Annotated in this window: 19 protein-coding genes and 1 pseudogene; 14 read left to right on the top strand and 6 right to left on the bottom strand. The window is 53.9% G+C overall.

The annotated features are described in order from the left end of the window. The first annotated feature begins 46 nt into the window (after positions 1–46). The 3 genes from araB (at position 47) to araD (ending at position 4,105) form a co-directional block, all read left to right on the top strand. Positions 47–1,756: a ribulokinase gene (gene araB / locus ACLJQJ_RS15500; RefSeq protein WP_063808747.1), complete on the top strand. Its 1,710-nt coding sequence runs from the start codon at positions 47–49 to the stop codon at positions 1,754–1,756. A gap of 10 nt (positions 1,757–1,766) precedes the next feature. After that, the gene (gene araA, locus ACLJQJ_RS15495) at positions 1,767–3,269 is read left to right on the top strand and encodes an L-arabinose isomerase (RefSeq protein ID WP_063808746.1); all 1,503 of its coding nucleotides are present in this window, start codon (positions 1,767–1,769) and stop codon (positions 3,267–3,269) included. Between the two features lie 140 nt (positions 3,270–3,409). Continuing rightward, on the top strand, positions 3,410–4,105 hold the full coding sequence (gene araD / locus ACLJQJ_RS15490) for an L-ribulose-5-phosphate 4-epimerase (protein ID WP_063808745.1): 696 nt from the start codon (positions 3,410–3,412) through the stop codon (positions 4,103–4,105). Between the two features lie 5 nt (positions 4,106–4,110). Here the strand turns inward: araD and ACLJQJ_RS15485 are convergent, their stop codons facing one another. Further along, positions 4,111–4,530, bottom strand: a complete 420-nt coding sequence (locus ACLJQJ_RS15485; RefSeq protein ID WP_063808744.1) for a DUF4751 family protein — start codon at positions 4,528–4,530, stop codon at positions 4,111–4,113. Between the two features lie 517 nt (positions 4,531–5,047). Here ACLJQJ_RS15485 and ACLJQJ_RS15480 point away from each other — a divergent pair. The 4 genes from ACLJQJ_RS15480 to rluA all read left to right on the top strand — a co-directional run bounded on the left by ACLJQJ_RS15480 (position 5,048) and on the right by rluA (position 11,814). Beyond that, on the top strand, positions 5,048–5,668 hold the full coding sequence (locus ACLJQJ_RS15480) for a YdcF family protein (protein WP_000877511.1): 621 nt from the start codon (positions 5,048–5,050) through the stop codon (positions 5,666–5,668). Between the two features lie 43 nt (positions 5,669–5,711). Next, positions 5,712–8,063: a DNA polymerase II gene (gene polB / locus ACLJQJ_RS15475; RefSeq protein WP_023197367.1), complete on the top strand. Its 2,352-nt coding sequence runs from the start codon at positions 5,712–5,714 to the stop codon at positions 8,061–8,063. 173 nt (positions 8,064–8,236) lie between these two features. Further along, positions 8,237–11,143: an RNA polymerase-associated protein RapA gene (rapA, locus tag ACLJQJ_RS15470; protein WP_045341731.1), complete on the top strand. Its 2,907-nt coding sequence runs from the start codon at positions 8,237–8,239 to the stop codon at positions 11,141–11,143. Between the two features lie 11 nt (positions 11,144–11,154). After that, positions 11,155–11,814, top strand: coding sequence for a bifunctional tRNA pseudouridine(32) synthase/23S rRNA pseudouridine(746) synthase RluA (gene rluA / locus ACLJQJ_RS15465; protein WP_000525198.1), 660 nt, complete (start codon positions 11,155–11,157; stop codon positions 11,812–11,814). 94 nt (positions 11,815–11,908) lie between these two features. Here the strand turns inward: rluA and djlA are convergent, their stop codons facing one another. Then, positions 11,909–12,721: a co-chaperone DjlA gene (djlA, locus tag ACLJQJ_RS15460; protein WP_001200595.1), complete on the bottom strand. Its 813-nt coding sequence runs from the start codon at positions 12,719–12,721 to the stop codon at positions 11,909–11,911. Between the two features lie 253 nt (positions 12,722–12,974). Between djlA and lptD the strand changes: the two genes are divergently transcribed. From lptD to apaH, 6 genes are read left to right on the top strand one after another with little or no spacing between them, the layout of a single operon-like run. Next, the gene (gene lptD, locus ACLJQJ_RS15455) at positions 12,975–15,335 is read left to right on the top strand and encodes an LPS assembly protein LptD (protein WP_000746116.1); all 2,361 of its coding nucleotides are present in this window, start codon (positions 12,975–12,977) and stop codon (positions 15,333–15,335) included. A gap of 53 nt (positions 15,336–15,388) precedes the next feature. Continuing rightward, the gene (gene surA, locus ACLJQJ_RS15450; RefSeq protein WP_000800482.1) at positions 15,389–16,675 is read left to right on the top strand and encodes a peptidylprolyl isomerase SurA; all 1,287 of its coding nucleotides are present in this window, start codon (positions 15,389–15,391) and stop codon (positions 16,673–16,675) included. Next, a complete protein-coding gene (gene pdxA / locus ACLJQJ_RS15445) occupies positions 16,675–17,664 on the top strand; it encodes a 4-hydroxythreonine-4-phosphate dehydrogenase PdxA (protein ID WP_063808743.1) in 990 nt (329 codons plus the stop codon). The genes surA and pdxA overlap by 1 nt, the downstream gene beginning before the upstream one ends. Continuing rightward, the gene (rsmA, locus tag ACLJQJ_RS15440) at positions 17,661–18,482 is read left to right on the top strand and encodes a 16S rRNA (adenine(1518)-N(6)/adenine(1519)-N(6))-dimethyltransferase RsmA (RefSeq protein WP_001065397.1); all 822 of its coding nucleotides are present in this window, start codon (positions 17,661–17,663) and stop codon (positions 18,480–18,482) included. Before pdxA ends, rsmA begins: the two co-directional genes overlap by 4 nt. A 2-nt stretch (positions 18,483–18,484) precedes the next feature. Then, positions 18,485–18,862, top strand: a complete 378-nt coding sequence (gene apaG / locus ACLJQJ_RS15435) for a Co2+/Mg2+ efflux protein ApaG (protein WP_000610894.1) — start codon at positions 18,485–18,487, stop codon at positions 18,860–18,862. Positions 18,863–18,872: 10 nt separating this feature from the next. After that, positions 18,873–19,721 carry a bis(5'-nucleosyl)-tetraphosphatase (symmetrical) ApaH gene (gene apaH, locus ACLJQJ_RS15430; RefSeq protein WP_000257211.1) on the top strand — a complete coding sequence of 283 codons (849 nt, stop codon included), beginning with the start codon at positions 18,873–18,875 and terminating at the stop codon, positions 19,719–19,721. 105 nt (positions 19,722–19,826) lie between these two features. Here apaH and folA read toward each other — a convergent pair whose 3' ends face one another. From folA to kefF, 3 genes are all read right to left on the bottom strand, one after another. Next, positions 19,827–20,306: a type 3 dihydrofolate reductase gene (gene folA / locus ACLJQJ_RS15425; protein WP_000624379.1), complete on the bottom strand. Its 480-nt coding sequence runs from the start codon at positions 20,304–20,306 to the stop codon at positions 19,827–19,829. Between the two features lie 198 nt (positions 20,307–20,504). Next, the gene (gene kefC / locus ACLJQJ_RS15420) at positions 20,505–22,367 is read right to left on the bottom strand and encodes a glutathione-regulated potassium-efflux system protein KefC (RefSeq protein WP_063808742.1); all 1,863 of its coding nucleotides are present in this window, start codon (positions 22,365–22,367) and stop codon (positions 20,505–20,507) included. Then, positions 22,360–22,890 carry a glutathione-regulated potassium-efflux system oxidoreductase KefF gene (gene kefF / locus ACLJQJ_RS15415; protein ID WP_000600706.1) on the bottom strand — a complete coding sequence of 177 codons (531 nt, stop codon included), beginning with the start codon at positions 22,888–22,890 and terminating at the stop codon, positions 22,360–22,362. The genes kefC and kefF overlap by 8 nt, the downstream gene beginning before the upstream one ends. Before the next feature lie 135 nt (positions 22,891–23,025). On the opposite strand from kefF, the pseudogene ACLJQJ_RS15410 reads away from it, so the two are divergent. Beyond that, a pseudogene (locus ACLJQJ_RS15410) lies at positions 23,026–23,091 on the top strand (hypothetical protein); the annotation flags it as partial. 351 nt (positions 23,092–23,442) lie between these two features. On the opposite strand, the gene ACLJQJ_RS15405 reads toward ACLJQJ_RS15410, so the two are convergent. After that, the gene (locus ACLJQJ_RS15405) at positions 23,443–25,332 is read right to left on the bottom strand and encodes a sulfatase-like hydrolase/transferase (RefSeq protein WP_000066315.1); all 1,890 of its coding nucleotides are present in this window, start codon (positions 25,330–25,332) and stop codon (positions 23,443–23,445) included. Between the last annotated feature and the right edge of the window lie 138 nt (positions 25,333–25,470).

The raw sequence follows: 25,470 nt of genomic DNA, 5'->3' as shown, positions 1-25,470 counted from the left end.
CTCTCTACTGTTTCTCCATACCTGTTTTTCTGGATGGAGTAAGACGATGGCAATTGCAATTGGCCTCGATTTTGGCAGTGATTCAGTGCGCGCTCTGGCAGTGGACTGCGCCACCGGCGACGAGATCGCCACCAGCGTAGAGTGGTATCCGCGCTGGCAAGAAGGCCGTTATTGCGACGGCCCGAACAACCAGTTCCGTCATCATCCGCGCGACTACATGGAGTCAATGGAGGCCGCGCTGAAAGCCGTTCTGGCACAATTAAGCGCCGCGCAACGCGCAAATGTCGTTGGCATTGGCGTTGACAGCACCGGCTCTACGCCAGCGCCGATTGACGCCGACGGTAACGTCCTGGCGCTGCGTCCAGAGTTCGCCGAGAACCCGAATGCGATGTTTGTGCTGTGGAAAGATCACACCGCCGTGGAAGAGGCCGACGAAATCACTCGTCTGTGCCATAAGCCAGGCAAGGTCGACTACTCCCGCTATATTGGCGGCATTTACTCCAGCGAATGGTTCTGGGCGAAGATTTTGCACGTCACCCGGCAGGATAGCGCCGTCGCGCAGGCCGCCGTCTCGTGGATTGAGCTGTGTGACTGGGTGCCGGCGCTGCTTTCCGGCACCACTCGCCCGCAGGATATCCGCCGTGGCCGCTGCAGCGCCGGGCACAAAACGCTGTGGCATGAAAGCTGGGGCGGTCTGCCGCCCGCGAGCTTCTTTGATGAACTCGATCCGTGCATTAACCGTCATCTGCGTTACCCGTTATTTAGCGAAACCTTCACCGCCGATCTGCCCGTGGGCACCCTGTGCGTCGAATGGGCGCAGCGCCTCGGCTTACCGGAAAGCGTGGTGATTTCCGGCGGCGCGTTCGACTGCCATATGGGCGCGGTCGGCGCGGGCGCACAGCCCAATACGCTGGTGAAAGTCATCGGCACGTCTACCTGCGACATTCTGATTGCGGATAAACAGAGCGTCGGGGATCGCGCCGTGAAAGGCATTTGCGGTCAGGTTGACGGCAGCGTGGTGCCGAACTTTATCGGTCTGGAAGCGGGGCAATCTGCTTTCGGCGATATCTACGCCTGGTTTAGCCGCGTATTGAGCTGGCCGCTGGAGCAACTTGCCGCGCAGCACCCGGAACTGAAAACCCAGATTAACGCCAGCCAGAAGCAGCTACTGCCAACGCTCACCGACGCCTGGGCGAAAAATCCGTCCCTGGATCACCTGCCGGTGGTGCTCGACTGGTTTAACGGTCGCCGCACGCCAAACGCTAATCAGCGTCTGAAAGGCGTCATTACCGATCTCAATCTCGCCACCGACGCGCCAGCGCTGTTTGGCGGTCTGGTCGCTTCGACCGCCTTCGGCGCGCGCGTCATTCAGGAGTGTTTTACCGAGCAGGGTATCGCGGTCAATAACGTGATGGCGCTTGGCGGCATCGCCCGTAAAAATCAGGTCATTATGCAGGTCTGCTGCGACGTACTGAATCGTCCGTTGCAGATCGTCGCTTCCGACCAGTGTTGCGCATTAGGCGCCGCTATCTTTGCCGCCGTCGCTGCGAAAGTCCATGCCGATATTCCTGCCGCCCAGCAAAGCATGGCAAGCGCGGTAGAACGCACTCTGCGTCCCCGCCCTGAACAGGCGCAACGCCTCGAACAGCTTTACCGCCGCTACCAGCAGTGGGCGCTAAGCGCAGAACAACATTATCTTCCGACTGCCGCGCCGGCGCCAACGACCCCGGCCAATCAGGCAATCCTGACTCATTAAGGACACGACAATGACGATTTTTGATAATTATGAAGTATGGTTTGTGATTGGCAGCCAGCATTTGTATGGCGCAGAAACCCTGCGTCAGGTCACTCAACATGCCGAGCATGTGGTCAACGCGCTGAATACCGAAGCCAAACTGCCATGTAAACTGGTATTAAAACCGCTGGGCACCTCGCCGGATGAGATTACCGCCATTTGTCGTGACGCCAATTATGACGATCGCTGCGCAGGGCTGGTGGTCTGGCTGCACACCTTCTCCCCGGCCAAAATGTGGATCAACGGGCTGAGTATCCTTAACAAACCACTACTGCAATTCCATACCCAATTTAACGCCGCCCTGCCGTGGGACAGCATTGATATGGACTTTATGAACCTGAACCAGACTGCGCACGGCGGTCGCGAGTTCGGCTTCATCGGTGCGCGGATGCGCCAGCAGCACGCGGTCGTCACCGGTCACTGGCAGGATAAAGAGGCCCATACGCGTATCGGCGCCTGGATGCGCCAGGCGGTCTCTAAACAGGATACCCGCCAGCTAAAAGTCTGCCGCTTCGGCGACAATATGCGTGAAGTCGCAGTGACTGACGGTGATAAAGTGGCCGCGCAAATCAAATTTGGCTTTTCGGTCAATACCTGGGCGGTCGGCGATCTGGTGCAGGTGGTGAACGCAATTAGTGACGGCGATATCAACGCTCTGATTGACGAGTATGAAAGCAGCTATACCCTGACGCCCGCCACCCAAATCCACGGCGATAAACGCCAGAACGTGCGAGAAGCGGCGCGTATTGAACTCGGTATGAAGCGTTTCCTGGAACAGGGCGGCTTCCACGCCTTTACTACTACCTTTGAAGATTTACACGGTCTGAAACAGCTTCCGGGTCTGGCCGTACAGCGTCTTATGCAACAGGGCTACGGCTTTGCGGGCGAAGGCGACTGGAAAACCGCCGCTCTGCTTCGCATTATGAAAGTGATGTCAACCGGTCTGCAGGGCGGCACCTCATTTATGGAGGATTACACCTACCACTTCGAGAAAGGCAACGATCTGGTGCTCGGCTCGCACATGCTGGAGGTGTGTCCCTCCATCGCGGTGGAAGAGAAACCGATCCTCGACGTCCAGCACCTCGGCATTGGCGGCAAGGAAGATCCGGCGCGTTTGATTTTCAATACCCAAACCGGCCCGGCGATCGTCGCCAGCCTGATCGACCTCGGCGATCGTTATCGCCTGCTGGTCAACTGCATTGACACCGTAAAAACGCCGCACTCCCTGCCGAAACTGCCGGTGGCTAACGCGCTGTGGAAGGCGCAGCCGGATCTGCCGACCGCCTCCGAAGCGTGGATTCTGGCTGGCGGCGCGCACCATACCGTCTTCAGCCACGCGCTGGATCTGAACGATATGCGCCAGTTTGCAGAAATACACGATATCGAAATCGCGGTAATTGATAACGATACCCGTCTGCCAGCCTTTAAGGACGCGCTGCGCTGGAACGAGGTGTATTACGGGTTCAAACGTTAATTGGTGAAACGGATTGCCCGGCGGCACTGCATTTACCGGGCCTACGGTCCTGTAGGCCGAATAAGGCATTTGTGTCGCCATCCGGCACACCGTCGCTCGTAGGCCGGATAAGCGAAGCGCTATCCGGCAGGGAGAAAACAATGTTAGAAGATCTCAAACGCCAGGTACTGGAAGCTAATCTGGCGCTGCCAAAACACAACCTGGTCACCCTTACCTGGGGTAACGTTAGCGCCGTCGATCGCGAACGCGGCGTACTGGTGATTAAGCCGTCCGGCGTCGATTATAGCGTCATGACCGCTGACGATATGGTGGTGGTCAGCCTGGAGACCGGTGAAGTCGTTGAAGGTCATAAGAAACCGTCGTCCGATACGCCAACCCACCGTCTGTTGTACCAGGCATTTCCGACTATCGGCGGCATCGTACACACCCATTCGCGCCACGCGACTATCTGGGCGCAGACGGGTCAGCCGATTCCGGCGACGGGAACCACCCATGCCGACTATTTCTACGGTACGATTCCCTGCACTCGCAAAATGACCGAGGCGGAAATTAATGGCGAGTATGAATGGGAAACGGGCAATGTCATTGTTGAAACCTTTGAAAAACAAGGTATTAACGCCGCTCAAATGCCCGGCGTGCTTGTCCATTCGCACGGCCCGTTTGCCTGGGGTAAAAATGCCGAGGATGCCGTGCATAACGCCATCGTGCTGGAAGAAGTGGCCTATATGGGGATCTTCTGCCGCCAGCTTGCGCCGCAGTTGCCCGACATGCAGCAATCCTTGCTGGATAAACACTATTTACGCAAACACGGCGCAAAAGCCTATTACGGGCAGTAATGCCTCTAAAAACGCGTCCCATGGGGGGCGCGTTGATGAGTCTGGTCGGTGATATATTCAGCAAATGCGCTTTTATAGACGTAATGATCAGAACTCACATATTCAATAATATTATCATAATGTCCCTGCCACGCTTTTCCTTCCAGCGCATGGAAGAAAATATAATCTTCGATTGTTGACTGCCAGCGTTGCCCATTTAACAGATAGTTAATAATGGTATCCCGATGTCCGTTTTTTCTGTCGTGTCCTTGCCAGTGAAAAAAAGCATTGCCGTTTTCAATAATCTCGGTACGCCAAATTTGTTCTGTCCATGTTTTATACTCAAAAAATCGACTCACGGTTTTTATGGAAGGGTTAGCGCGTTGAGTATTGACGAAAAGATAACGGTCGCTCCCTACCAGACGCGCCTGCATACTCACATTCATAAAAGATCATTCCCGAATACCACAAATTTTGATAAAAACACCCGCACCCGAAAGTCAAAATAAAATTATATTCTAAAATAAAAATTAAATTATGCAGAGAGTTCCCGACGAATTCGCACTGTAATCCATTTTTATTTAACCATAGCGGCCAATTGGAATATTAAATTTCTACCTGACGGTGCGGATGTTCCAAATGAAATTGTTACACTTTTCATTAAGTAAAACAAACAAAAAATATCGCTTTTTTGTTAATCCGAGAAATAAGTAACAGATTCGAACAAGCGCCTTTCTGAAAAATACTTAATGTATGAAAACAGACTTGACACAAAACAGCCAATACATGGGTAAAAATTGTAAATAAACATGATTCAAAATTAGCAGTTATAGGATAATTATATCTGCTGTATATACCGGCATCATTATATTGATAAATATACGTCAGCAAAAATATCTGACGCTAAAAGCCATTTTATCGTTAAAATATCCATTACACCCGTCACGGGGAACGAACTCATTCATGAAATATCGCTACATCATCAGAATCGCGGCAGGCATAATTCTCATTATGGCTACGGTGTTTATCCATAATGCCATCGCTATTTATCAGTTCAGTCAGCAAAACCAGACGCGCGTAGCTGACTGCGCGATTGTCGCAGGAGCAGGCGTTAGCGGAAAAACGCCTTCTCCCGTTTTTCAGGCCAGACTGGATCATGCCATCTGGCTTTACCAACAACACATTGTCCGCGCGTTGGTATTAACCGGCGGCTACGGCGCTGGCGCAACGGTTTCCGACGCGGCGATAGCCCGTCAATACGTTCTGGAAAAAGGGATTCCGGCTAAGGCGATTTTTATTGAAGAGCGCTCTACCGTGACGCGCGAAAATATTCGTTACGCAAAACAGATACTGCGACAACAACAATGGCGCACAGCGTTACTGGTCAGCGATCCGCTGCATATGCTGCGTCTGAAAACTATCGCTCAGGATAATGGTATCGATAGCCGCTCATCACCCACGCGATCCACCCGCTATAAATCCTGGTGGGCGAAAACCCGCTTCTTACTGCGAGAAACTTTTTATTACAGCGGATATCGGCTTTTACGTTATATGCCTGTACAAAATAACAGTATTACCCCCTAAAACAGGTTATAATTAGCGTGAATTTTTTAGACAGGTAATCATCGTGGCGCAGGCAGGTTTCATTTTAACCCGGCACTGGCGGGATACGCCGCAAGGGACGGAGGTCTCTTTCTGGCTGGCGACAGACAACGGCCCTGTGCAGGCAACGCTGGCACCGCAAGAGTCCGTGGCGTTTATTCCGACCAGCCAGACCTCCCGCGCCGCCTCGCTGCTACAGGCGGAAAAAGACTATCGCCTGACGCCGCTCCAGCTGCGAGACTTTCATCGTCAGCCGGTCTCCGGTCTGTATTGCCGTACTCACCGCCAGCTTATGCGGATGGAGAAACTGCTGCGCGAAAACGGCGTCACCGTTTATGAAGCGGATGTCCGCCCGCCGGAACGTTACCTGATGGAACGTTTTATTACGTCGCCCGTTTGGGTAGACGGCGAGATGCGCAACGGCGTTATCCGCAATGCGCGTCTTAAACCCCACCCCGACTATCGACCGCCGCTAAAATGGGTCTCGCTGGATATCGAAACCACGCGACACGGCGAACTGTATTGCATTGGTCTGGAAGGCTGCGGCCAGCGTACCGTTTATATGCTGGGTCCGGCGAATGGCGATGACCGCCAACTGGACTTCGAGCTTGTGTATGTCGCCAGCCGCCCGCAGCTGCTGGAAAAACTCAACGCCTGGTTTGCCGAACATGATCCTGACGTCATCATCGGCTGGAACGTGGTGCAGTTCGACCTGCGTATGCTGCAAAAACATGCCGAACGCTACCGTATCCCTTTACGGCTGGGGCGAGACAATAGCGAACTGGAGTGGCGCGAACATGGCTTCAAAAACGGCGTTTTTTTCGCCCAGGCCAGAGGGCGAGTCATTATCGATGGTATTGACGCGCTTAAATCCGCGTTCTGGAATTTTTCGTCTTTTTCGCTGGAAGCCGTCTCGCAGGAACTGCTCGGCGAAGGAAAATCCATTGATAATCCCTGGGATCGTATGGATGAGATCGATCGCCGCTTTTCCCAGGATAAACCCGCCCTCGCCACCTACAACCTGAAAGACTGCGAGCTGGTCACGCGCATTTTCCATAAAACCGAGATCATGCCGTTTTTGCTGGAACGCGCGACGATCAACGGCCTGCCGGTCGATCGCCACGGCGGTTCGGTCGCCGCATTCGGGCATCTTTACTTTCCGCGAATGCACCGCGCCGGCTATGTCGCGCCCAATCTCGGCGAAGTGCCGCCGCTGGCAAGTCCCGGCGGCTACGTAATGGATTCACAACCCGGATTATACGATTCAGTACTGGTGCTGGATTATAAAAGCCTGTACCCGTCGATTATCCGCACGTTTTTGATTGATCCCGTCGGGCTGGTCGAAGGCATGGCGCAGCCGGATCCGGAACACAGTACCGAAGGTTTCCTTGACGCCTGGTTTTCACGAGAAAAGCACTGCCTGCCGGAAATTGTTAGCCAAATCTGGCACGGGCGCGATGAAGCCAAACGTCAGGGTAATAAACCGCTCTCGCAGGCGCTTAAAATCATTATGAACGCCTTTTATGGCGTACTCGGCACCACGGCCTGTCGCTTTTTCGATCCCCGTCTGGCGTCGTCAATCACCATGCGCGGCCATGCGATTATGCGCCAGACCAAAGCGCTGATTGAGGCGCAGGGTTATAACGTAATTTATGGCGATACCGATTCCACTTTCGTCTGGCTCCGGCGCGCGCATTCAGAAGCCGACGCGGCGGAAATCGGGCACAGGCTGGTGCGTCACGTGAACGAATGGTGGGCGCAGACGTTACAACAGCAAAATTTGACCAGCGCGCTGGAGCTGGAGTTTGAAACCCACTTTTGCCGTTTTCTGATGCCGACCATCCGCGGCGCGGATACTGGCAGTAAAAAACGCTACGCGGGCCTGATTCAGGAAGGCGACAGCCAGCGCATGGTATTTAAAGGTCTGGAAACGGTGCGGACCGACTGGACGCCGCTGGCGCAGCGCTTTCAACAGGAGCTGTATCTGCGCGTTTTTCGCAATGAACCTTATCAAGACTATGTGCGCGAGACTATCGATAAACTGATGGCGGGCGAACTGGACGCGCAGCTGGTTTATCGCAAGCGTCTGCGTCGCCCTTTACATGAGTACCAACGTAACATCCCGCCGCACGTTCGCGCCGCCCGGTTGGCGGATGAACAAAACCTGAAACGGGGTCGTCCGGCGCAGTATCAGAATCGCGGCGCCATAAAATATGTCTGGACTGTTAACGGCCCCGAGCCCGTGGATTACCAGCAGTCGCCGCTGGATTACGAACACTATCTTACCCGCCAGCTACAACCCGTGGCGGAAGGAATTCTTCCCTTCGTTGAAGATAATTTTGCTACACTACTGACCGGGCAACTGGGGCTATTTTGACGCGTGACGAAAGCGCCGCCTTCCAGTACCATAGCGCCCTTTCCATTCCTGGACCTAATTAACGCCACTACCACATTAGCCTGGTAGCGGGGTCGTATACTCGCAATTATCCAGTGCTGTCGCCTGGGAATGGCGAGTAATGCCTGCAATTAAAGATATAGAGCCGAACACATATGCCTTTTACACTTGGTCAACGCTGGATCAGCGATACAGAAAGCGAGCTGGGACTTGGAACCGTTGTTGCGATGGATGCGCGAACCGTCACCTTACTTTTCCCGTCCACGGGGGAAAACCGCCTGTATGCGCGCAGTGATTCTCCCGTGACCCGCGTCATGTTCAACCCTGGCGATACGATTACAAGCCATGAAGGCTGGCAGCTACATATCGATGAAGTAAAAGAAGAAAATGGCCTGCTTGTTTATGTCGGCACCCGCCTGGATACCGAAGAGACCGATGTGACGCTGCGCGAAGTTCTGCTCGACAGCAAGTTGGTTTTCAGTAAGCCCCAGGATCGTCTGTTCGCCGGTCAAATCGATCGAATGGATCGGTTCGCGCTGCGCTATCGCGCCCGTAAATTTCAGAGCGAGCAGTACCGGATGCCATACAGCGGCCTGCGCGGTCAGCGGACCAACCTGATCCCGCATCAGCTTAATATCGCTCATGATGTGGGTCGTCGCCATGCGCCGCGCGTACTGCTGGCGGATGAAGTGGGCTTAGGTAAAACCATTGAAGCCGGGATGATACTGCATCAACAGTTATTATCCGGCGCGGCGGAACGCGTATTGATCATCGTTCCGGAAACCCTGCAACACCAGTGGCTGGTAGAAATGCTGCGCCGTTTCAACCTGCGCTTCGCGCTGTTCGATGACGAACGCTATACCGAAGCGCAGCACGACGCGTATAACCCGTTTGAAACCGAACAACTGGTGATCTGCTCGCTGGATTTCGCCCGCCGTAATAAGCAGCGTCTGGAACATTTGTGCGACGCCGAGTGGGATTTGCTGGTGGTCGACGAAGCGCATCATCTGGTGTGGAGCACCGATGCGCCGAGCCGTGAATATATGGCCATCGAACAGTTAGCTGAACGCGTACCGGGCGTGCTACTGCTGACCGCCACGCCAGAACAGCTGGGGATGGAAAGCCATTTCGCCCGTCTGCGCCTGCTCGATCCGAACCGTTTCCACGATTTCGAACAGTTTGTCGAAGAACAGAAAAACTACCGTCCTGTCGCCGATGCGGTGGCCATGCTGCTGGCGGGCAATAAACTCAGCAACGACGAACTGAACAGGCTGGGCGATCTGATCGGCGAACAGGATATTGAACCGCTGTTGCAGGCCGCTAATAGCGATCGCGACGATGCGCAGGCCGCCCGTGATGAGCTGGTGTCGATGCTGATGGATCGCCACGGCACCAGCCGCGTTCTGTTCCGCAACACCCGTAACGGCGTCAAGGGGTTCCCGAAACGTGAACTGCATACGGTAAAACTGCCGCTGCCGACCCAGTATCAGACCGCCATTAAGGTCTCCGGCATTATGGGCGCGCGTAAAAGCGCGGAAGATCGCGCCCGCGATATGCTCTATCCGGAACAAATTTATCAGGAGTTCGAAGGCGATACCGGCACCTGGTGGAACTTCGACCCACGCGTTGAGTGGCTGATGGGCTATCTGACCAGCCATCGTTCGCAAAAAGTGCTGGTGATCTGCGCTAAGGCGACCACCGCGTTACAGCTGGAGCAGGTGCTGCGCGAACGCGAAGGCATCCGCGCCGCCGTGTTCCATGAGGGCATGTCGATTATCGAACGCGACCGCGCCGCCGCCTGGTTCGCCGAAGAAGATACCGGCGCGCAGGTGCTGTTATGTTCCGAAATCGGCTCCGAAGGACGTAACTTCCAGTTTGCCAGCAATCTGGTGATGTTCGACTTGCCGTTTAACCCGGATCTGCTGGAACAGCGTATTGGTCGTCTGGATCGTATCGGCCAGGCGCATGATATCCAGATCCACGTCCCGTACCTGGAAAAAACCGCCCAGTCGGTGCTGGTTCGCTGGTATCACGAAGGGCTGGACGCCTTTGAGCACACCTGCCCGACCGGTCGCGCGATTTATGATTCAGCCTACGCCAGTCTGATTAACTATCTGGCCGCGCCTGAAGAAACCGACGGGTTTGACGATCTGATCAAATCCTGCCGCGAACAGCATGAAGCGCTAAAAGCCCAGTTAGAACAGGGCCGCGACCGCCTGCTGGAGATCCACTCCAACGGCGGAGAAAAAGCCCAACAGCTCGCACAAAGCATTGAAGAACAGGACGACGACACCAACCTGATCGCGTTCGCCATGAACCTGTTCGATATCGTCGGCATTAACCAGGACGATCGCGGCGACAACCTGATCGTGCTGACGCCGTCCGATCACATGTTGGTGCCGGATTTCCCCGGCCTGCCGGAAGACGGCTGTACTATCACGTTTGAACGTGACGTAGCCCTGTCTCGCGAAGATGCGCAGTTTATTACCTGGGAACATCCGCTCATCCGTAACGGACTGGATCTGATCCTCTCCGGCGATACCGGCAGCAGCACCATTTCGCTGTTGAAAAATAAAGCGCTGCCCGTCGGCACGCTGCTGGTCGAACTGGTTTACGTCGTGGAAGCGCAGGCGCCGAAACAGCTACAACTGAACCGCTTCCTGCCGCCGACGCCGGTACGTATGCTGTTAGATAAAAACGGCAACAATCTGGCCGCCCAGGTCGAGTTTGAAACCTTCAACCGTCAGCTCAGCGCCGTGAATCGCCACACCGGCAGCAAACTGGTTAACGCCGTGCAACAGGACGTCCACGCCATTTTGCAACTGGGCGAGACGCAGATTGAAAAGTCCGCCAGAGCGCTGATTGATAACGCGCGTCGCGAGGCGGATGAAAAACTGTCCGGGGAACTGTCGCGTCTGGAAGCGCTGCGCGCCGTCAACCCGAACATTCGCGACGACGAACTTGCCGCTATCGACAGCAACCGTCAGCAGGTGCTGGAAAGCCTGAATCAGGCAGGCTGGCGTCTGGACGCGCTGCGTCTTATCGTCGTCACGCACCAATAACGGAGCCGTACATGGGGATGGAAAACTACAATCCGCCGCAGGAACCCTGGCTGGTTATCCTGTATCAGGATGAGCACATTATGGTGGTCAATAAGCCCAGCGGCCTGTTGTCCGTGCCGGGGCGTCTGGAAGCGCACAAAGACAGCATTATGACGCGTATCCAGCGCGACTACCCGCAGGCAGAATCGGTGCATCGTCTGGATATGGCCACCAGCGGCGTGATTGTAGTGGCGCTGACCAAAGCCGCGGAGCGGGAGCTAAAACGCCAGTTCCGCGAACGTGAGCCGAAAAAGCAGTATGTGGCGCGCGTATGGGGTCATCCCTCCCCGGCGGAAGGGCTGGTTGACTTACCGCTCATCTGCGACTGGCCGAACCGGCCAAAGCAGAAAGTGTGTTATGAAACCGGCAAACCGGCGCAAACGGAATATAACGTGGTGGAGTTTGCGGCGGATAATACCGCCCGCGTGGTGCTCAAACCGATCACCGGGCGTTCGCATCAGCTTCGTGTGCATATGCTGGCGTTAGGCCACCCGATTTTAGGCGATCGGTTTTACGCCTCGCCGGAAGCGTTGTCGCTGGCGCCGCGTTTGCAGTTACACGCCGAAATGCTGACCATTACCCATCCCGCTTACGGCACCAGCATGACGTTTAAAGTCCCGGCAGATTTTTAAATTCTGAGCCAATTTATGCCGGGGCGTTTCGCCTATCCGGCCTACATTCATTAACGTAGGCCGGATAAGGCGCTAGCCGTATCCGGCAATTCAATCACTTGAAGCCTTTCTGTTCTTTGATTAGCTCATACGCTTTCTGAATTTCCTGCGCTTTTTGCTTCGCCATCTCCATCATTTCCGGCGGTAAACCTTTCGCGACCAGTTTGTCCGGATGATGCTCGCTCATCAGTTTGCGATAAGCGCGTTTAATGGTGGTTGCATCGTCGGTGGTTTTAACCCCCAGCACATTACAGGCATCTTCCAGCGTCGGGCCGCGCTGCGCCTGCTGCCAGCCGCCGCCGGACTGTTGATGATAACCGCCGCCAAACTGCGCGCCGCCCTGCATCATGCGCAGAAACTGATCGAACTGTACGCGGGAAATACCTAGCTCTTCCGCAATCACATACAGCACTTCCCGCTCATTAGGGTGTAGCGAGCCATCGGCAAACGCCGCCTGGATCTGAATTTCCAGAAACATCCGGATCAGATCAAAACGCCCGAAGCAGACGCTACGAAACTGCCGCATCTTTTCACGTAATGGGTAATTATCCGCTTTTCCGACCCGAAAGGCGTTCTGCGCGGCAGTACGTGAATCGCCGTGTAAATTCATACGATCCATCAACTGACTGGCGATATGAATATCCGCCTCCGTCACCCGTCCTTTTGATTTGGTTAAGTGGCCCATCACCTCAAAGGTGGTGGCAAAAAACAGCGCCTGCCGTTCCCTCTGGTTGGCAAACCACGCCATTTTTCGGCTGCGGGCTTTGTCGAACATATGGCCCACCAGCAGACCCAGGACCACGCCCCAAAAGCCGCCGCCCATCATCAGGGCTACGGCGACGCCAATTATCTTTCCCCAGTACTGCATAGACTCCCCAAAACGTTACGCTATCGGTGAGGCTATCTCCCACAAAATAAGGTGCTTTTCTGCGAATGAAGGCTACGGTCAATTGTGGGACATCGCCTATAATTTGCATTATCATACCTGTCATTCAATGCCGTGCCTAACACCACAGACGCTAAACGGCAGGATTAACACTGGCGCAGCGAAGATGAGTAAGTTAGGCTGTGACCGTTTGTCACGCGCAACGCTACCGATGATGGAACAATAAATACAACGTATGAAAAAACGTATTCCCACTCTTCTGGCCACCATGATCGCCAGCGCCCTTTATAGTCATCAGGGGCTGGCAGCCGATCTCGCCTCACAGTGTATGTTGGGCGTGCCGAGCTACGATCGTCCTCTGGTAAAAGGCGATACCAACGATCTGCCGGTTACTATCAATGCCGATAACGCTAAAGGTAACTACCCGGACGATGCCGTTTTTACCGGCAACGTGGACATTATGCAGGGGAATAGCCGCCTGCAAGCGGATGAAGTGCAGCTTCATCAGAAGCAGGCGGAAGGTCAGCCGGAACCTGTACGCACCGTCGATGCACTGGGTAATGTGCATTATGATGACAATCAGGTCATCCTTAAAGGGCCGAAGGGCTGGGCGAACCTGAACACCAAAGACACGAACGTCTGGGAAGGCGATTACCAGATGGTGGGCCGTCAGGGGCGCGGTAAAGCCGATCTCATGAAGCAGCGCGGCGAAAACCGCTATACCATTCTGGAAAACGGCAGCTTTACCTCCTGTCTGCCTGGCTCCGATACCTGGAGCGTGGTGGGGAGTGAAGTCATCCATGACCGTGAAGAACAGGTTGCGGAGATCTGGAACGCCCGGTTTAAAGTAGGTCCGGTTCCGATCTTTTATAGCCCCTATTTACAGCTACCCGTCGGTGACAAACGTCGCTCAGGTTTCCTGATCCCGAACGCGAAATACACGACCAAGAACTATTTCGAGTTCTACTTACCGTATTACTGGAACATCGCGCCCAATATGGACGCCACCATCACCCCGCACTATATGCACCGCCGCGGCAATATTATGTGGGAGAACGAATTCCGTTATCTCACGCAGGCAGGCGCCGGGTTGATGGAATTAGATTATCTGCCTTCTGATAAAGTCTACGAGGACGATCATCCCAAAGAGGGCGATAAGCACCGCTGGTTATTCTACTGGCAGCACTCAGGCGTGATGGATCAGGTGTGGCGTTTTAACGTCGATTACACCAAAGTCAGCGACTCCAGCTACTTTAACGATTTCGACAGTAAGTACGGTTCCAGTACCGACGGTTACGCAACGCAGAAATTCAGCGTCGGCTACGCCGTACAAAACTTTGACGCTACGGTGTCGACCAAACAATTCCAGGTCTTTAACGATCAAAACACCAGCAGCTACTCTGCGGAGCCGCAGTTAGACGTTAACTACTACCATAACGATCTCGGGCCGTTTGATACCCGGATTTACGGCCAGGCGGTACATTTCGTCAACACCAAAGACAATATGCCGGAAGCGACCCGCGTCCACCTGGAGCCAACCATTAATTTGCCGCTCTCCAACCGCTGGGGCAGCCTGAACACCGAAGCGAAGCTGATGGCGACGCACTATCAGCAAACGAATCTGGACAGCTATAACAGCGATCCAAACAATAAAAATAAGCTGGAAGATTCGGTTAACCGCGTCATGCCGCAGTTTAAAGTCGACGGTAAGCTCATCTTCGAACGCGATATGGCGATGCTGGCGCCGGGGTATACCCAGACGCTGGAACCACGCGTGCAGTACCTGTATGTGCCGTACCGCGACCAGAGCGGCATCTATAACTACGATTCTTCTTTGCTGCAATCCGACTATAACGGCCTGTTCCGCGACCGCACTTATGGCGGTCTCGACCGTATTGCTTCCGCCAACCAGGTCACGACCGGCGTCACAACACGCATTTATGATGATGCCGCCGTTGAACGTTTTAACGTTTCTGTTGGTCAAATCTACTATTTCACGGAGTCTCGCACCGGCGATGACAACATTAAATGGGAGAATGACGACAAAACCGGTTCGCTGGTTTGGGCAGGCGACACTTACTGGCGTATTTCAGAACGCTGGGGGCTGCGTAGCGGAGTGCAGTACGATACCCGTCTGGATAGCGTCGCTACCAGCAGCAGCAGCCTCGAATACCGTCGGGATCAGGATCGTCTGGTACAGTTGAACTACCGCTATGCCAGCCCGGAATATATTCAGGCTACGTTGCCTTCGTATTATTCCACGGCAGAGCAGTATAAAAACGGCATCAACCAGGTGGGCGCGGTGGCAAGTTGGCCGATTGCCGATCGCTGGTCGATTGTCGGCGCGTACTACTTCGATACCAATTCGAGCAAACCTGCAGACCAGATGCTCGGCTTGCAGTACAACTCTTGCTGCTATGCGATCCGCGTCGGATACGAACGTAAGCTGAACGGTTGGGATAACGATAAACAACACGCGATTTATGATAACGCGATTGGCTTCAACATTGAGCTGCGCGGTTTGAGCTCTAACTACGGCCTCGGCACGCAAGAAATGTTGCGTTCGAACATTCTGCCGTACCAAAGCTCTATGTAATCTGATTGATTTACAACGTAATCCGCATTGCGGTTAATTGAAATGGAAAAAGTATGAAGAACTGGAAAACGCTGCTTCTCGGTATCGCCATGATCGCGAATACCAGTTTCGCTGCCCCCCAGGTAGTCGATAAAGTCGCAGCCGTCGTCAATAATGGCGTCGTGCTGGAAAGCGACGTTGATGGCTTAATGCAATCAGTCAAACTCAACGCGGGTCAGGCAGGTCAGCAGCTTCCGGACGACGCCACGCTGCGTCACCAGATCCTGGAACGTTTGATTATGGATCAAATTATCCTGCAGATGGGTCAGAAGATGGGGGTGAAGATCACGGATGAGCAGTTGGATCAGGCCATCGCCAACATCGCCAAACAAAACAATATGACGATGGATCAGATGCGCAGCCGTCTGGCTTACGATGGGCTGAACTATTCAACCTACCGTAACCAGATTCGTAAAGAGATGATTATCTCTGAAGTGCGCAACAACGAAGTTCGTCGCCGTATCACCGTTTTGCCGCAAGAAGTTGACGCGCTGGCAAAACAGATTGGCACCCAAAACGACGCCAGCACCGAGCTGAACCTGAGCCATATCCTGATTGCTCTGCCGGAAAACCCAACCTCCGAGCAGGTTAACGACGCGCAGCGCCAGGCGGAAAGCATTGTTGAAGAAGCGCGTAACGGCGCAGATTTCGGCAAACTGGCGATTACCTACTCTGCCGACCAGCAGGCGCTAAAAGGCGGTCAGATGGGCTGGGGCCGTATCCAGGAGCTGCCGGGGATTTTCGCCCAGGCGCTGAGCACCGCGAAGAAAGGCGACATTGTCGGCCCGATTCGCTCCGGCGTCGGCTTCCACATTCTGAAAGTAAACGACCTGCGCGGTCAGAGCCAGAGTATCTCCGTGACCGAAGTTCACGCTCGTCATATTCTGCTTAAGCCGTCGCCGATCATGAACGATCAGCAGGCGCGCCTGAAGCTGGAAGAAATCGCGGCTGACATTAAGAGTGGTAAAACCACATTTGCCGCTGCGGCGAAAGAGTACTCTCAGGACCCGGGCTCCGCTAACCAGGGCGGTGATTTGGGTTGGGCTACGCCAGATATTTTCGATCCGGCGTTCCGCGACGCGCTGACGAAGCTGCATAAAGGCCAAATAAGCGCGCCGGTACACTCCTCTTTCGGCTGGCATCTGATCGAATTGCTGGATACGCGTAAGGTAGACAAAACCGATGCGGCGCAGAAAGATCGCGCTTATCGTATGCTGATGAACCGTAAGTTCTCAGAAGAAGCGGCGACCTGGATGCAAGAACAGCGCGCCAGCGCTTACGTTAAGATTTTGAGTAACTAATGAGCAGTGCGCAACGCGTTGTTATCACTCCCGGCGAACCCGCCGGGATTGGCCCCGATCTTGTCGTCCAACTGGCGCAACGCGCGTGGCCGATTGAACTGGTCGTCTGTGCGGACGGCGCGCTCCTGACGGAGCGGGCCGCCATGCTCGGCCTGCCCCTCTCGCTTCTCCCTTACTCGCCTGATGTCCCCGCTGCGCCGCAGCCCGCGGGAACGCTGACCCTATTGCCGGTCTCGCTGCGCGCGCCTGCCATCCCCGGTCAGTTGACGGTAGAAAATGGCCCCTACGTGGTAGAGACGCTGGCGCGAGCGTGTGATGGCTGTCTGAACGGTGAATTTGCCGCGCTGATCACAGGCCCCGTGCACAAAGGCGTTATTAACGACGCAGGCATTCCGTTTACCGGTCATACCGAGTTTTTCGAAGAGCGTTCGCAGGCGAAAAAAGTCGTGATGATGCTGGCAACCGAAGAACTTCGCGTGGCGCTGGCGACCACGCATCTGCCGCTACGGGCGATTGCAGACGCCATCACCCCTGGGCTTTTGCACGAAGTGATTGCTATTTTGCATCACGATTTGCGGACCAAATTTGGTATTGCCGAACCGCGCATTCTTGTCTGTGGCCTGAATCCGCACGCGGGCGAAGGCGGTCATATGGGCACGGAAGAGATAGACACCATCATTCCGGTGCTCGACGAGCTGCGGGCGCAGGGAATGAAACTCAACGGGCCGCTACCTGCTGATACGCTGTTTCAGCCCAAATATCTCGATAATGCCGACGCGGTGCTGGCAATGTACCACGATCAGGGCCTGCCCGTGCTAAAATACCAGGGATTCGGTCGGGGAGTGAATATTACGCTCGGCCTACCTTTTATTCGAACCTCCGTTGATCACGGCACCGCGCTTGAACTGGCGGGCCGAGGAAAAGCGGATGTCGGCAGTTTTATTACGGCGCTTAATCTCGCCATCAAAATGATTGTTAATACCCAATGAATAATCGAGTCCATCAGGGCCATTTAGCCCGTAAACGCTTCGGGCAAAACTTTCTCAACGATCGGTTTGTGATCGACAGTATTGTTTCTGCTATTAATCCGCAAAAAGGCCAGGCGATGGTTGAAATCGGCCCCGGTCTGGCGGCGCTGACGGAGCCGGTCGGCGAACGACTGGATAAGCTCACGGTCATTGAACTTGACCGCGATCTGGCGGCGCGTTTGCAAACCCATCCGTTTTTAGGGCCGAAGCTGACTATTTATCAGCAGGACGCCATGACCATGAACTTTGGCGAACTGTCTGCGCAGTTGGGCCAACCGCTGCGTGTGTTCGGCAATCTGCCCTATAATATCTCCACCCCGCTGATGTTCCATCTCTTTAGCTATACTGATGCCATTGCCGACATGCACTTTATGTTGCAAAAAGAAGTGGTAAATCGTCTGGTTGCAGGGCCGAACAGCAAAGCGTATGGTCGTTTAAGCGTGATGGCGCAATATTACTGTCAGGTGATCCCGGTGCTTGAAGTGCCGCCATCCGCCTTCACGCCGCCGCCCAAAGTGGACTCCGCCGTGGTGCGTCTGGTTCCACACGCAACAATGCCTTACCCGGTTAAAGATATTCGCGTGTTGAGCCGTATTACCACCGAGGCCTTTAACCAGCGCCGTAAAACGATCCGTAACAGTCTCGGCAATCTTTTTAGCGTTGAGACGTTGACGGAAATGGGTATTGACCCGGCAATGCGCGCAGAAAATATCTCTGTCGCGCAGTACTGCCAGATGGCCAATTATCTGTCGGAAAACGCGCCTTTGAAGGAGAGTTAAACATGATCAATTCGCCCAGAGTGTGTATTCAGGTGCAAAGCGTCTACATTGAGGCGCAATCCTCACCTGACGATGAACGTTACGTTTTTGCCTATACCGTAACCATCCGCAATCTGGGCCGGGCGCCAGTGCAGCTATTGGGCCGCTACTGGCTGATTACCAATGGTCATGGCCGTGAAACCGAAGTCCAGGGCGAAGGTGTGGTTGGCGTCCAGCCGCGCATTGCGCCTGGCGAAGAGTATCAGTACACCAGCGGCGCGGTAATTGAAACGCCGCTGGGCACCATGCAGGGTCATTACGAAATGATCGATGAAAATGGCGACGCCTTTACCATCGACATTCCCGTGTTTCGACTCGCCGTCCCTACACTCATTCACTAAAATTATAACAATGGCAACTTATCTCATCGGCGACGTTCACGGTTGCTACGACGAACTGATCGCCTTATTACAGCAAGTGGAATTTACGCCAGATACAGACACTCTATGGCTAACTGGCGATTTGGTCGCCCGTGGTCCCGGTTCGCTGGACGTGTTACGCTACGTCAAATCACTTGGCAATAGCGTGCGTTTGGTGTTGGGGAATCACGATTTACACCTGTTGGCCGTATTCGCCGGTATTAGCCGCAACAAACCTAAAGACCGGCTGACCCCGCTTCTTGAAGCGCCGGACGCCGATGAGCTGTTGAATTGGTTACGCCGTCAGCCGCTGTTGCAGGTAGATGAAGAGAAAAAGCTGGTCATGGCGCATGCGGGTATTACCCCGCAGTGGGATTTGCAGACGGCAAAAGAGTGCGCCCGCGATGTTGAAGCGGTGCTGTCGAGCGACTCGTATCCGTTTTTCCTCGACGCGATGTATGGCGATATGCCGAATAACTGGTCGCCGGAGTTAAGCGGTTTGGCGCGGCTACGCTTTATTACTAATGCCTTTACCCGTATGCGTTACTGCTTTCCTAACGGTCAACTGGATATGTACAGCAAAGCGTCGCCAGAAAATGCCCCTGCGCCGCTGAAGCCGTGGTTCGCCATTCCGGGGCCGGTGAGCGAGGCTTACAGTATTGCGTTCGGGCACTGGGCGTCGCTGGAAGGGAAGGGGACGCCAGAAGGTATTTACGCGCTGGATACCGGCTGCTGCTGGGGCGGGGAGTTGACCTGTTTACGCTGGGAAGATAAACAGTATTTTGTGCAGCCGTCAAACCGCCAGATGGATATGGGCGAAGGCGAAGCGGTCAACGCCTGATAGGTTTATGCCTGATGGCGCTACGCTTATCAGGCCTACATCCGGCTACATCTGGCTCAAGAGTAGGCCGGATAAGGCGTTTCGCCGCCATCCGGCACTACAGCGTTAACGACGCTCCAGAATCTCGAAACAATAGCTGTGAGAATTCTGCGCGTCGGCATCGTGAAACTCACTGAATACCGATTCCCAGTCATCCGGTTCATAATCCGGAAAATGGGTATCGCCTTCGACTTCCGCATCAATATGCGTCAGATAAAGCTTCTGCGCTTTTGGCAGGAACTGCTCGTACACGCGCCCGCCGCCAATGACCATAATTTCCGGCGCATCGCCGCAAGCGGCAATCGCCTCATCGACAGACTTCACCCACTGCACGCGATCGTCGGTGCCTGGCTGGCTGCTGATAACAATATTTTTACGTCCCGGTAAGGGGCGTCCGATGGACTCCCAGGTGTGACGTCCCATGACGACAGGTTTATTTAACGTGTTACGTTTAAACCAGGCGAGATCGGCAGGCAGGTTCCACGGCATGGCGTTTTCCATACCGATGACGCGATCCACCGCTAACGCCGCAATCAGACTGATCATTAATTATTTCCTGATACAAAAAAAATTGCCGCCACTATACGTAAAGCGCAATCTTTCGTCGACTGACGAAAAGAGGATGAGCACGAAAATTTTTCGTTCTGCTGGCGACGCCACTCATTTGATGTGGAGCGCCAGCATTACAGTAGTTCAAAAACAGCCAATTAGCAGTAAAGTTTGCAGAACATCACATTTTTTACTTTAGATTGACGGTTTGACCTCGGGTTCATCAGCGGCCTCCCCGGAATGTTTGCCCTCAGCCGTTCCCTGCCAGCCGTGGCGCTGAATCAACGACAGATGCTCCCGGTCCTCGGTAATAATTTCGCTCAACATCGCGCTGGTACGTTTATAGGCGGCGGCGCGAGATAACGGATCGTTTTCCCCTTTCGCCATCTCTTCCACCATCCGGGTATTAAAATGGCGGAACAGATCCGCGCGCTCGCGGGCTTCATAACGCCCCAGCCCCAGCGCCTCCAGCGCCTGTCGCCCGCTTTTGAGCGCGCCTTCGAAGGTTTCACGTTCGGGCATCGCCACACCAGCCTGGCGCAGGCGAATGTAATGATCGACATCACGGGCACGGGCGATAATCTGCAGATGCGGGAAATGCGACTTCACCAGTTCACTCAGTTGCAAATTGGTTTGCGGATCGTCAATGGCGTTAATCAATACCTCCGCCTTCGCCGCTCCGGCAGATTCCAGTAAATCCATACGCGTCGCGTCGCCATAAAAAACCTTCATGCCGAATTTACGCAGCGTTTCGATATGATCGGGGTCGTGATCGAGCACCACCATCTTCACCCCGCTCGACAGCAGCAAACGCCCGGCTATCTGCCCAAACCGTCCAAACCCGGCCACAATAACCCGCGGCTGCTCTTCGTCGATTTCATCCGCCTCGCGCGCTTCCCCCTTCTCGGTCTTTTCCATGCGCGTCAGCAGCATCAGAAAAATCGGCGTTGCCGCCATCGACAGCGCGACCGCCAGCGTCAGCGCTTTTGCCCATTCCGGCTCAAGTACATCCGCCATTTGCGCCGCGCCAAAAACCACAAACGCAAACTCACTTCCCTGGCCTAATAAGACGGCAAACCAGCGACGCTGTTTTGCCGGTACACCCAGCGGCCTCGCGACCAGCCACAGCATGACGATTTTGATTGCCAGAAAACCGGCCAACAGCAGCAGAATCCGCAGCGGATTCTCCACCAGCGTGCCGAAATCAATCGACATGCCGACGCCAATAAAGAACAGCCCCAGCAGCAACCCCTTAAAGGGTTCAATATCGCTTTCCAGCGCATGACGATATTCTGAACTCGCCAGCAGAACGCCCGCCAGAAACGCGCCCATCGCCATTGACAGCCCAACCTCTTCCAGCAACAGGCCGAAACCAAACACCAGAAATAGCGCCACGGCGCTGAACACTTCCCGCAAACCAGAACGCGCGACAAAGCGCAGCGCCGGGCGCGTGACGTAGCGTCCCAGCACCACCACCAGCGCCAACGCGCCTGCGACTTTCAACGCCGACAGCGCAAACGCGCCAAGCGTGGTGGATGCGCCGCTGGCGGCCAGCAGAGGAATCATCGCCACCAGCGGGATCGCCGCGATATCCTGGAACAAGAGCACTGCAAATGCGCTACGCCCTACTTGCGAAACGGTCAGGTTACGCTCATTCATTGCCTGCATGGCGATAGCCGTGGACGAAAGCGCCAGCGTCATGCCAATCAGTTCCGCCACCTGCCAACGCAGGCCAAGAAACATGCAGAACAGACCAATCAGTCCGCCGCAGACCACCATCTGTAACGCGCCGCCGCCAAATACCGAGGCGCGCAGCTTCCATAACCGTTGCGGGTCCAGCTCAAGCCCAATAACAAACAACATCAGCACGACGCCGATTTCCGCAAAATGCAGAATAGATTCGGCGTCCGTCACCAGCCGTAGCCCCCAGGGGCCGATAATGCAACCCGCAATCAGATACCCCAGCACCGATCCTAAGCCCAAACGTACCGCAATCGGCACAATCAGCGCCGCCGAACCAAGATAGATCAGCGCCTGCAGTAGAGTATGGCTATCCATGATTCACCTCCTGCCATGCCAGTAAACGCTGTTTATACTGACGCGCCTGCGCCTGTAAGGTGTCGTCATCGCAAATGAACGTGCAGTGCATGGCAAACGGCGGCAGCCATTTGAGGCCGCAATAGAGCGCCGTCGCCTGTAGCGGCTGAGAAAGGACGTCAAATCCGGGATGGGAGCCGATAGCAAAGTGATTTTCACCACCGCCGGTCGTTACCGCCCACAGCAGATGTTTACCGTGCAATGCCGTACCGCCATGACCGTAAGCCCAGCCGTGGGTGAGGACTTTATCCATCCATAATTTGAGTAAAGGAGGGACGCTGTACCACTGCATCGGATGCTGCCAGACGATAAGACTCGCGCGCGACAGCGCCTCCTGCTCGGCGGCAACGTCAATATTGAAATCGGGATAGAGGTGATAAAGCGAACGTATTTCGACGTTTTCCAGCGTCCCTGCCTGTTCAAGCATCCGTTTATTCGCATGAGAATGATGCGGATACGGATGCGCATAAATAATGAGGATCATGATTAGCCTGTGATGATCTGTTTTTTATTACAAAGTGTAGTGACAAATTCGCCAGGCTAATAGTGAATATTATTGAGCGGCTAACCAGAAAAAATTGAATTAACGCCAGCAAGGAGTTGGCGCCATCCTGCCCCGGAAGACGCCCTCGAAGGGCCGCAGGCGTTTGCGGAAAAGCGCGATCCGGTGTGGGAAGGTCGGTGATGATAGCAGCCTTAAATCGCTGACCAATCGGTTTAAGGCCTTCTTGTCGGGCGGCGCTGCGCTAAATTTGCCTGTAATGACTGTAATATCAATCCATTACATGATGACACAGGCCCAATAAGCGCAGCGCCAACAGCATCTGAACCTCCAGACACGCTGGATGCCAGATTGCCGACGCATAAATTAACCTAATGGGTCAGGTACTTAGAGCATGGCCCACCAGGCGTAATTGTTGAAGCCAGTTTGGGGCCGATCAGCGCGCAGAAACCGGAGCGTACACGTAGTACGTGAGGATTTTGAGCACTGCCCGGTCCCAAAATGGCGAGTAAAATAGCCTAATGGGTCAGGCTCTTAATCTTTCGCCATGCGGTTAAACTGCTCAATAGTAAGATCCCACGGCTCATGGGCCGCATCCGGCATAAAACTGCCGTCATCCACGCCAATTTCGTCCTTGATAATTTTATTCAGTTTTTCATTCATCGTAAGAATGAGATCCTGATATTTCTGTTTATCAGCAGCAAGGTTATGGTTCTCATCGGGATCATTTTTAAGATCGTAAAGTTCAAGATCGTTGTACTTAATAAGATCCTCCCAGGTTTCCGGCGTATTATGCTCCCTTAGCGAGAAATAACGCGCAAACTTATAACGGCCATCGTTAATCATCCGCGTCCCTGAACGATGGCTGAAATCAGGATGCAAATGGGATATTTCCTGCTTGATTTGCGCCACCGTTTTTTGTTTATCTCTTTGTAGCGCGATAACGCGGTGGAGATAATGGGCATCGGTATACAAGATCATGCCATAGCAATATAAGCTGGCATTTCTCACCGCATTAACCGCAACGCCCTCCGGGTTTTTTAGCAATCCGCTAAAATTAACGCCTTTGCGGTTGCCTAACGCCTGGTGCTGTTTTTCTTCCGGCAAACCGGTCAGCCCAACTAATGTCGGCGCGATATCAAGATGACAGGTCAACGCCTGACATTTCTTATTACCGGGGTACGCCGGGTGGGAAATAATCATCGGTACATGGATCTGTTCTTTATAAACGGAAGCGCCTTTACCGTGCATCTGATGGCTTCCGCCTAATTCGCCATGATCGGCAGTAAATACAACAATCGTTTTATCAGTTAACTTGAGGGCATCCAGTTCATTTAATATCCGGTCAAGGTGAGTATCACAATCGCGGATACAGTTGAAATAGTAGTCAAGCAGTTTACGCCAACGACGATCTTCATCAGGAAACTGCCCTTCCAGCGCAGCGCGCGCCGTCTGGTATTCAAGATGCGCCGGCGGTCTTCCCTGCTCATTGAATGACTGATGCCTGTTTGCCGGCAGCGGATAGTTCGGCCAGCTTGCCTGATAAAGCTCGTTTTCCGGCGGCTGCGTGGGCGCCAGGGTATTATCATCCTGATCCAACTCGCCACGCCACTGTACCTTTTCTCCCTCTTTATCGGTATCAATAAACATGACGTCATGAGGATTAACGAGGTTAACGGCCAGGAACCAGGGCTTGTGTTGGTCATTCAAGGGCTGCCCCTTGCATCTTAACCAATTTATAGTCTGAGCCGTGGTGGTTGAATCATAAAAATAGCCGCCTTTACTATGGCCTATAATATCGCCGATGCCGTGATAGTCAGCAAAACCATATTTTTCCATAATTTTATGTAATTCTGGTTCAGGAATATCCCCGACATCAATATCCTCATCTTTTTCGTCAGGCAAAGGCTTCTCCAGTTTTTCTGTAAGATGCCACTTACCTTTATAGGCCGTATAGTATCCCAGTTCCCGCATCATATGGCCTGTGGTTCCAAGAGCGGGGTCAAGGTCATAAGGCATCCAGGGTAAGCCCAGATTATCAAACATCTTTGTCTGGGGCATATGTAAGCCGGTATACAATACGGAGCGGGAAGGCGTACAGACATTACTGGTATTCTGATGATTACAGAATGTCACCCCCGTTTTCATGAGCCGCTCTCTGCCGGGTACCGGGAAAGGAAACGTAGGAAAAAAACGCTCCTGGTCGGTCACGACTAACAGAATATTATATCCTTCTGGCAATTTTTCCGGGATTTCGCCGGTAAACGGTTTATCCCACGCCGGTTTCGCCTTGACGGCACATTTTTCATCAGCCTTTACCGCGCCGGATAGCATACCGCCGGCGGCAAGAATACCGGCGCTGGTTAACAGTTTCCTACGCGTAAGATCCGTCTCTTCTGCGGACAGATTTTTTTTATTACTCATATTATTATACCTGTAGTCAGTAACTTTATCACATATTCATTTATTACTGTACGAGGAAGCGTGGATATGTATCAATGCCTTACGGGTAAGAATATGTGTTATAAATTGATTTTTATTTCAAATTAGAAATATATTAAT

The sequence above is a fragment of the Salmonella sp. SAL04202 genome (assembly GCF_046550775.1).
Lineage (GTDB): Bacteria > Pseudomonadota > Gammaproteobacteria > Enterobacterales > Enterobacteriaceae > Salmonella > Salmonella enterica.
This window is presented reverse-complemented; position numbering and strand designations above follow the sequence as displayed.

Bases quoted from the DNA above. Each gene is read 5' to 3' on its own strand.
- araB (WP_063808747.1), top strand. From the start codon at position 47: ATGGCAATTGCAATTGGCCTCGATTTTGGCAGTGATTCAGTGCGCGCT.
- araA (WP_063808746.1), top strand. From the start codon at position 1,767: ATGACGATTTTTGATAATTATGAAGTATGGTTTGTGATTGGCAGCCAG.
- araD (WP_063808745.1), top strand. From the start codon at position 3,410: ATGTTAGAAGATCTCAAACGCCAGGTACTGGAAGCTAATCTGGCGCTG.
- ACLJQJ_RS15485 (WP_063808744.1), bottom strand. From the start codon at position 4,530: ATGAATGTGAGTATGCAGGCGCGTCTGGTAGGGAGCGACCGTTATCTT.
- ACLJQJ_RS15480 (WP_000877511.1), top strand. From the start codon at position 5,048: ATGAAATATCGCTACATCATCAGAATCGCGGCAGGCATAATTCTCATT.
- rapA (WP_045341731.1), top strand. From the start codon at position 8,237: ATGCCTTTTACACTTGGTCAACGCTGGATCAGCGATACAGAAAGCGAG.
- rluA (WP_000525198.1), top strand. From the start codon at position 11,155: ATGGGGATGGAAAACTACAATCCGCCGCAGGAACCCTGGCTGGTTATC.
- djlA (WP_001200595.1), bottom strand. From the start codon at position 12,721: ATGCAGTACTGGGGAAAGATAATTGGCGTCGCCGTAGCCCTGATGATG.
- lptD (WP_000746116.1), top strand. From the start codon at position 12,975: ATGAAAAAACGTATTCCCACTCTTCTGGCCACCATGATCGCCAGCGCC.
- surA (WP_000800482.1), top strand. From the start codon at position 15,389: ATGAAGAACTGGAAAACGCTGCTTCTCGGTATCGCCATGATCGCGAAT.
- pdxA (WP_063808743.1), top strand. From the start codon at position 16,675: ATGAGCAGTGCGCAACGCGTTGTTATCACTCCCGGCGAACCCGCCGGG.
- rsmA (WP_001065397.1), top strand. From the start codon at position 17,661: ATGAATAATCGAGTCCATCAGGGCCATTTAGCCCGTAAACGCTTCGGG.
- apaG (WP_000610894.1), top strand. From the start codon at position 18,485: ATGATCAATTCGCCCAGAGTGTGTATTCAGGTGCAAAGCGTCTACATT.
- apaH (WP_000257211.1), top strand. From the start codon at position 18,873: ATGGCAACTTATCTCATCGGCGACGTTCACGGTTGCTACGACGAACTG.
- folA (WP_000624379.1), bottom strand. From the start codon at position 20,306: ATGATCAGTCTGATTGCGGCGTTAGCGGTGGATCGCGTCATCGGTATG.
- kefC (WP_063808742.1), bottom strand. From the start codon at position 22,367: ATGGATAGCCATACTCTACTGCAGGCGCTGATCTATCTTGGTTCGGCG.
- kefF (WP_000600706.1), bottom strand. From the start codon at position 22,890: ATGATCCTCATTATTTATGCGCATCCGTATCCGCATCATTCTCATGCG.
- ACLJQJ_RS15405 (WP_000066315.1), bottom strand. From the start codon at position 25,332: ATGAGTAATAAAAAAAATCTGTCCGCAGAAGAGACGGATCTTACGCGT.